At 45.2% G+C, this 5796-nt stretch carries 6 protein-coding genes; 4 read left to right on the forward strand and 2 right to left on the reverse strand.

Annotated features, from left to right (window positions below; genetic code table 11):
- Positions 1-320: 320 nt before the first annotated feature.
- Positions 321-1475, reverse strand: a complete 1155-nt coding sequence (locus C6Y39_RS04000) for an IS110 family RNA-guided transposase (protein ID WP_105930027.1) — start codon at positions 1473-1475, stop codon at positions 321-323.
- 126 nt (positions 1476-1601) lie between these two features.
- Between C6Y39_RS04000 and C6Y39_RS04005 the strand changes: the two genes are divergently transcribed.
- The 4 genes from C6Y39_RS04005 to C6Y39_RS04020 all read left to right on the forward strand — a co-directional run bounded on the left by C6Y39_RS04005 (position 1602) and on the right by C6Y39_RS04020 (position 3465).
- A complete protein-coding gene (locus C6Y39_RS04005; protein ID WP_105930039.1) occupies positions 1602-2063 on the forward strand; it encodes a hypothetical protein in 462 nt (153 codons plus the stop codon).
- Positions 2064-2343: 280 nt separating this feature from the next.
- Positions 2344-2598, forward strand: a complete 255-nt coding sequence (locus tag C6Y39_RS04010; protein WP_240618807.1) for a hypothetical protein — start codon at positions 2344-2346, stop codon at positions 2596-2598.
- 9 nt (positions 2599-2607) lie between these two features.
- Complete coding sequence (locus C6Y39_RS04015; protein WP_105930040.1) at positions 2608-2991, forward strand: hypothetical protein; 384 nt, start codon at positions 2608-2610, stop codon at positions 2989-2991.
- A gap of 117 nt (positions 2992-3108) precedes the next feature.
- A complete protein-coding gene (locus C6Y39_RS04020; RefSeq protein WP_110289724.1) occupies positions 3109-3465 on the forward strand; it encodes a hypothetical protein in 357 nt (118 codons plus the stop codon).
- A 1068-nt stretch (positions 3466-4533) separates the two neighbouring features.
- On the opposite strand, the gene C6Y39_RS04030 is transcribed toward C6Y39_RS04020, so the two are convergent.
- Positions 4534-5688 (reverse strand): IS110 family RNA-guided transposase, encoded by a 1155-nt coding sequence (locus C6Y39_RS04030; protein WP_105930027.1) that lies wholly within the window; start codon positions 5686-5688, stop codon positions 4534-4536.
- Positions 5689-5796 lie beyond the last annotated feature (108 nt).

Raw genomic sequence — 5796 nt, forward strand, 5'->3', positions numbered from 1 at the left:
GTTGGTATGACTCCCTTTGTCAACCCTGAGCGAGTGCATCCCTGACATTCTTTCAGCCCATAATTAGCTTTGTTTCTCACTCATAATAAATTGAGCTAACGCACCGGATGAGGCAGTAATGTCGTCGGTTGGTATGCTGGTATTCGTAGGTTACTTATTCATTGAATAAGCAGAGCTGACCTTACATGTTCCGCCGTAGCACCTTCTCATCAGTCTAGGCTCGTGGATCAATCACCATTAAGTGATTGCCATCATAACGCCCTCGTAGGTTGTGCCACATCCCGCGGCCTGATCCGAATGCGTTAGCTCAAACTCGTTTATCATGCAGGTACACGGCTCAGTCTTAGTTTTGGATTAACCGGCGTAAGTACCACTTCCTTTGCAATAGCCCAGATGTATGCCGCCATTTCTCTAGCTATCGCGGTAATGATTAAATTGTAGTGCTTTCCCTTTTTACTCATGCGCTGATAGCGTTTGCACAAGCGAAGCTGTGCTTTCCAAGCGATATCGACGATGTCTTTAGGTAAGCCTTCCTGCCTTAACTGTAATTCAGTAGAGACGTTAGCCGGATAACGGTAGCTGTGCGCCCCCTCAATCAGTAAACGCCTTGCTCGACCATTTCCTGCTTTTGTAATGGCTCCTAAGTGTCGCTTTCCACCTGATGATTGTTCACTGGGAACTAAGCCCAGATAAGCCATGAGCTTTCTGGGATGGTCGAAGCGGTGTAAATCACCGAGCTCTGCCACCACACCAACAGCAACGAGCAATCGAACGCCTCGCATCGCCTGAACGGCTTTCACTACTGGGTAATAACGCCATTGGTGTACATGGTGGGTTAACTCATTGTCGAGCCTTTCCAGTCGCCGGATACGTTCCTCAATGGTTTGCAGTTGTTCCTGCAAGACAATTTGCTGGGCTGGATGAGGCAAAATCAGTTCGGTGAGCCAGCGAAGGTGTTTCTTCGACCAGTTGGCAGTGCCTTCATAACGTATGTTGTTGCGAAGTAATAAGGCTTTGAGTTGATACTTTGCTTCTTTTAAATCCTTCATTGCCGCTTCACGAGCACGTGATAAATCCCGAACCGCTTCATCTTCTGGCTCAGGCACATAGATAGGCGTGAGATCTTCGGACTTTAGTGACCTAACGAGTTTAAGCGCATCCCTGCGATCGGTTTTAATTCGCTCTCCTGGCTTTTTGGGAATAAGAGACGGAGCCACTACATAGCAACAATGCCCAAGACTGGTAATGAGACGATATATCCAGTAGCCACATGGCCCTGCTTCGTAAACAACGTGAAGTGTTGCGCCAGGATATTTAGATTCAAACTGGCGGAGCAGCTTTTTTACACTGACTTTGGAAGAAGGGATACGGCCGTAATGAACCGGACTCGCCCCGCGATGTTCCTCACAATATGCCACTTCATGGAATTCTTTGTGTGTATCCAACCCGATAAAAATCATGCTATGTTTGTTCATGCTAGCCTCCAAATGATTTAGTCTTAAGCAAACTAATTATGGCACTGGCTTTCAGCTAACCCACGAAAATGCGGAGGCTAGCATTTCACAGGGAGTCATTGTGTCTAGGCATCAAGGAGGATATTTTTGAAGTACGAAGTCTTATGGAAAAACGAATGGAAAAAACTTACCAAGTTTATGTCTGTTGCTATAAGCATCCCTTTGATATTCGTTTTTATTTCCAGATTTTTTGCAAATGATATGAGTTTGGAGGTTACCTTCGAACATATTAGCATTTTGGAGCTTCCTTTATTTTTCGGTGGCATCGTTGCTTTCTCAGGTTTTTTTTCGTTTTTAATTGCTCTATATATAAAAGTTTGTGCCGTCGTTGTTGAAAACGGAAAACTCATCGGTCGGAACTACTGGTGTTTAAAAAGAGAAATCCCAATCTCAAAAATCAGAAACGTTTCGCCATTTAGCAATAACGGTATAGAAGCTTTGGTAGCAGATGGCGGTGTACACGGCTCAGTTTACATCCCTATGCGAACTGCAAAACTTCAAGAATTGCTGAATCACCTAAAAGAGGAAGGCGCTAACATTGACGCCTAACAAACCGCTGTAGCCGGTCGCAAGCTCCCTGGGACAATAACACGTGGGCTCAGTCGCTTCGCTCCAATTTTAGCCCACGTGTTATTGCCCCTAAGCGGGGTGTTATAAGGCGTCAGCCTAAACTGCGTTTGGCTATATGAATATCCCAGTGCAACTGCCCTCACCTATTTCCATAAGCACCGCTCTGGCTTGTGGTAGGTTTAAATCCGCCGCTTTCAATTCAAAGGTTGCGCATTAGGCGCTTTATCGCCAAGTTATTATTCAACGTCAACAAGCGCCAATGCGTTCGACAGTTCAAATGGCGGCTAGCTTCAGTCAAATCAAAAACATCAACGCACAGTCGTTTTGCTTGTCTGTGTTAACAATCAATCGTATTCTGGCTTCATCAGTTTTTAAACAGACCAAAGGAACTGGCTCTGCTTCTAACAAAGCGCTAAAGACCACTCCCTTCGGTCGCTCGGACGCATTTACGCGGGGCGGCTTCGCCATTATGCCCCACGCAACTGCGCCGCTTAGCTTAATGTTATGTGCTTAAAGGAATAAAATGAAAAAACTTGTTATTTTGCCCCTGATTTCTCTGACATTTTATGGGTGCAACAGCACTCAACCTGCAAAAGATGACGTTGACTTTTTGGCTTCGGTTATAGAAAACCGACAGACAATTAAACCTATTGTTTACATTGCGCCAAAGTATCCGGCTCAAGAATTCAGCAACGGAGTTGAGGGCAACTGCAAAGTAGAGTTTGATGTCCTTGGAGAAAGTGGCGCTCTGTCGAAACCAACGAATGTAAAACCACTGGATTGTCCAAATCAGAACTTTTTTGAGCACTGCAAAAGCGCTGTTCAATATTGGAGGTTCAAACGTGATCAACAAGAACCAACTACCGGCTTACACACGACTTGCAGGTTTGAAATTGAACGCACATAACAAAACGCTCAAGCCGTTCCCTACGGTCACTGGGACGCTTACACGCGGGGCGGCTTCGCCATTATGCCCCACGTGCCAGCGCCCCTTAGCTTAAAGTTAGCTGCCAAGGAGGTAGGTTTGGCAATAGATAGAGATGCATGGATTTTTGGTTTAGCCGTTGCGGCGATTGCTGTTTTATTTAGTCTTACTTCACTAGCTAAACAAGGAAGTATTGCAGCGTATTTCTTGGTGTTTTTCTTGTGTGGCATTCCTGCTGGTGTTGGTTTCTTTATTGGGCAGCGCACACACAAAAAATCCTTAAAAATTCAGCACATTTTGGTTGCTGCTTTTATTACGTACTTCATTACCGACAATAGTGTAAAGCTTATCGGCCTCACTCAAGAGTATTGGTATCTTACTTTTGCCGTATTGTTCATATTATCAGGGCTTGTTAGTTGGCGTTCACCAAAAATGTTTAACAAAAGTGGCAGCTAACAAAAAAATTATGTCGCCCGCAGGCGGGCTGGGACACAAACAGGCAGGCGGCTTCGCCATTATAGCCTGCCTGTTTGTGCCCCATATTTAAAAGTTAGCAGCCAAGTTTAGGAATTCAATATTAGTACGATGTTAGAACCTTCAAGTAGCACCTACTTCCTAAGTAACGTGGAGTCCATCAGCGCTAGTTTCAATTCAATTGGTTTGTTAATCGCTGCCGCAATCCTTGTCGCGACTTTCAAATTCACGACTCTGCTACAGTCGCTCTCAACTTTAACTAAGTTAAAGCCTAAATACATCGTAGTCATTGCATTTAGCGTATTTTTAGTTGCCTTTACCACATCACTTCTCAACGGCTTGAGAGTTCATAACGTCCAAAATTCTATTTTGACCAACCAGACTCAGATCATATCAGGATGTATAACCGACCATGAAATATTGCAAGGTAACAGTAGGGAAGAAATGTTCGTTATTTCAGATGTAAAATTCAAATATAACGATTACGCTACTGAACAATACTTTTTTGCTAATCGGGATCACAACACCTTTATCAAAAACGGACAGTGTGTGACTATTGTTTTCCTGCCTAAACAGGAAAACGGAATTTTAAAGATCGACAAGGTTTGAGTTGCATTGGCTGCTAACAAACAACTGTTGGCGCTCACTGCGTTCGCTGGGACACAAACACGTAGGCTCCCGTCGCTTCGCTCCTTATTTTAGCCTACGTATTTGTGCCCCAAAGTTGGGCGTTGGTATGACTCCCTTTGTCAACCCTGAGCGAGTGCATCCCTGACATTCTTTCAGCCCATAATTAGCTTTGTTTCTCACTCATAATAAATTGAGCTAACGCACCGGATGAGGCAGTAATGTCGTCGGTTGGTATGCTGGTATTCGTAGGTTACTTATTCATTGAATAAGCAGAGCTGACCTTACATGTTCCGCCGTAGCACCTTCTCATCAGTCTAGGCTCGTGGATCAATCACCATTAAGTGATTGCCATCATAACGCCCTCGTAGGTTGTGCCACATCCCGCGGCCTGATCCGAATGCGTTAGCTCAAACTCGTTTATCATGCAGGTACACGGCTCAGTCTTAGTTTTGGATTAACCGGCGTAAGTACCACTTCCTTTGCAATAGCCCAGATGTATGCCGCCATTTCTCTAGCTATCGCGGTAATGATTAAATTGTAGTGCTTTCCCTTTTTACTCATGCGCTGATAGCGTTTGCACAAGCGAAGCTGTGCTTTCCAAGCGATATCGACGATGTCTTTAGGTAAGCCTTCCTGCCTTAACTGTAATTCAGTAGAGACGTTAGCCGGATAACGGTAGCTGTGCGCCCCCTCAATCAGTAAACGCCTTGCTCGACCATTTCCTGCTTTTGTAATGGCTCCTAAGTGTCGCTTTCCACCTGATGATTGTTCACTGGGAACTAAGCCCAGATAAGCCATGAGCTTTCTGGGATGGTCGAAGCGGTGTAAATCACCGAGCTCTGCCACCACACCAACAGCAACGAGCAATCGAACGCCTCGCATCGCCTGAACGGCTTTCACTACTGGGTAATAACGCCATTGGTGTACATGGTGGGTTAACTCATTGTCGAGCCTTTCCAGTCGCCGGATACGTTCCTCAATGGTTTGCAGTTGTTCCTGCAAGACAATTTGCTGGGCTGGATGAGGCAAAATCAGTTCGGTGAGCCAGCGAAGGTGTTTCTTCGACCAGTTGGCAGTGCCTTCATAACGTATGTTGTTGCGAAGTAATAAGGCTTTGAGTTGATACTTTGCTTCTTTTAAATCCTTCATTGCCGCTTCACGAGCACGTGATAAATCCCGAACCGCTTCATCTTCTGGCTCAGGCACATAGATAGGCGTGAGATCTTCGGACTTTAGTGACCTAACGAGTTTAAGCGCATCCCTGCGATCGGTTTTAATTCGCTCTCCTGGCTTTTTGGGAATAAGAGACGGAGCCACTACATAGCAACAATGCCCAAGACTGGTAATGAGACGATATATCCAGTAGCCACATGGCCCTGCTTCGTAAACAACGTGAAGTGTTGCGCCAGGATATTTAGATTCAAACTGGCGGAGCAGCTTTTTTACACTGACTTTGGAAGAAGGGATACGGCCGTAATGAACCGGACTCGCCCCGCGATGTTCCTCACAATATGCCACTTCATGGAATTCTTTGTGTGTATCCAACCCGATAAAAATCATGCTATGTTTGTTCATGCTAGCCTCCAAATGATTTAGTCTTAAGCAAACTAATTATGGCACTGGCTTTCAGCTAACCCACGAAAATGCGGAGGCTAGCATTTCACAGGGAGTCATTGTGTCTAG

The sequence above is a fragment of the Alteromonas gracilis genome (assembly GCF_002993325.1).
Classification (GTDB): Bacteria; Pseudomonadota; Gammaproteobacteria; order Enterobacterales; family Alteromonadaceae; genus Alteromonas; species Alteromonas gracilis.

What these genes read in the sequence shown, in the direction of transcription:
- C6Y39_RS04010 (WP_240618807.1), top strand. Translation starts at nt 2,344, where the DNA reads ATGCGTTCGACAGTTCAAATGGCGGCTAGCTTCAGTCAAATCAAAAAC.
- C6Y39_RS04000 (WP_105930027.1), bottom strand. Translation starts at nt 1,475, where the DNA reads ATGAACAAACATAGCATGATTTTTATCGGGTTGGATACACACAAAGAA.
- C6Y39_RS04015 (WP_105930040.1), top strand. Translation starts at nt 2,608, where the DNA reads ATGAAAAAACTTGTTATTTTGCCCCTGATTTCTCTGACATTTTATGGG.
- C6Y39_RS04030 (WP_105930027.1), bottom strand. Translation starts at nt 5,688, where the DNA reads ATGAACAAACATAGCATGATTTTTATCGGGTTGGATACACACAAAGAA.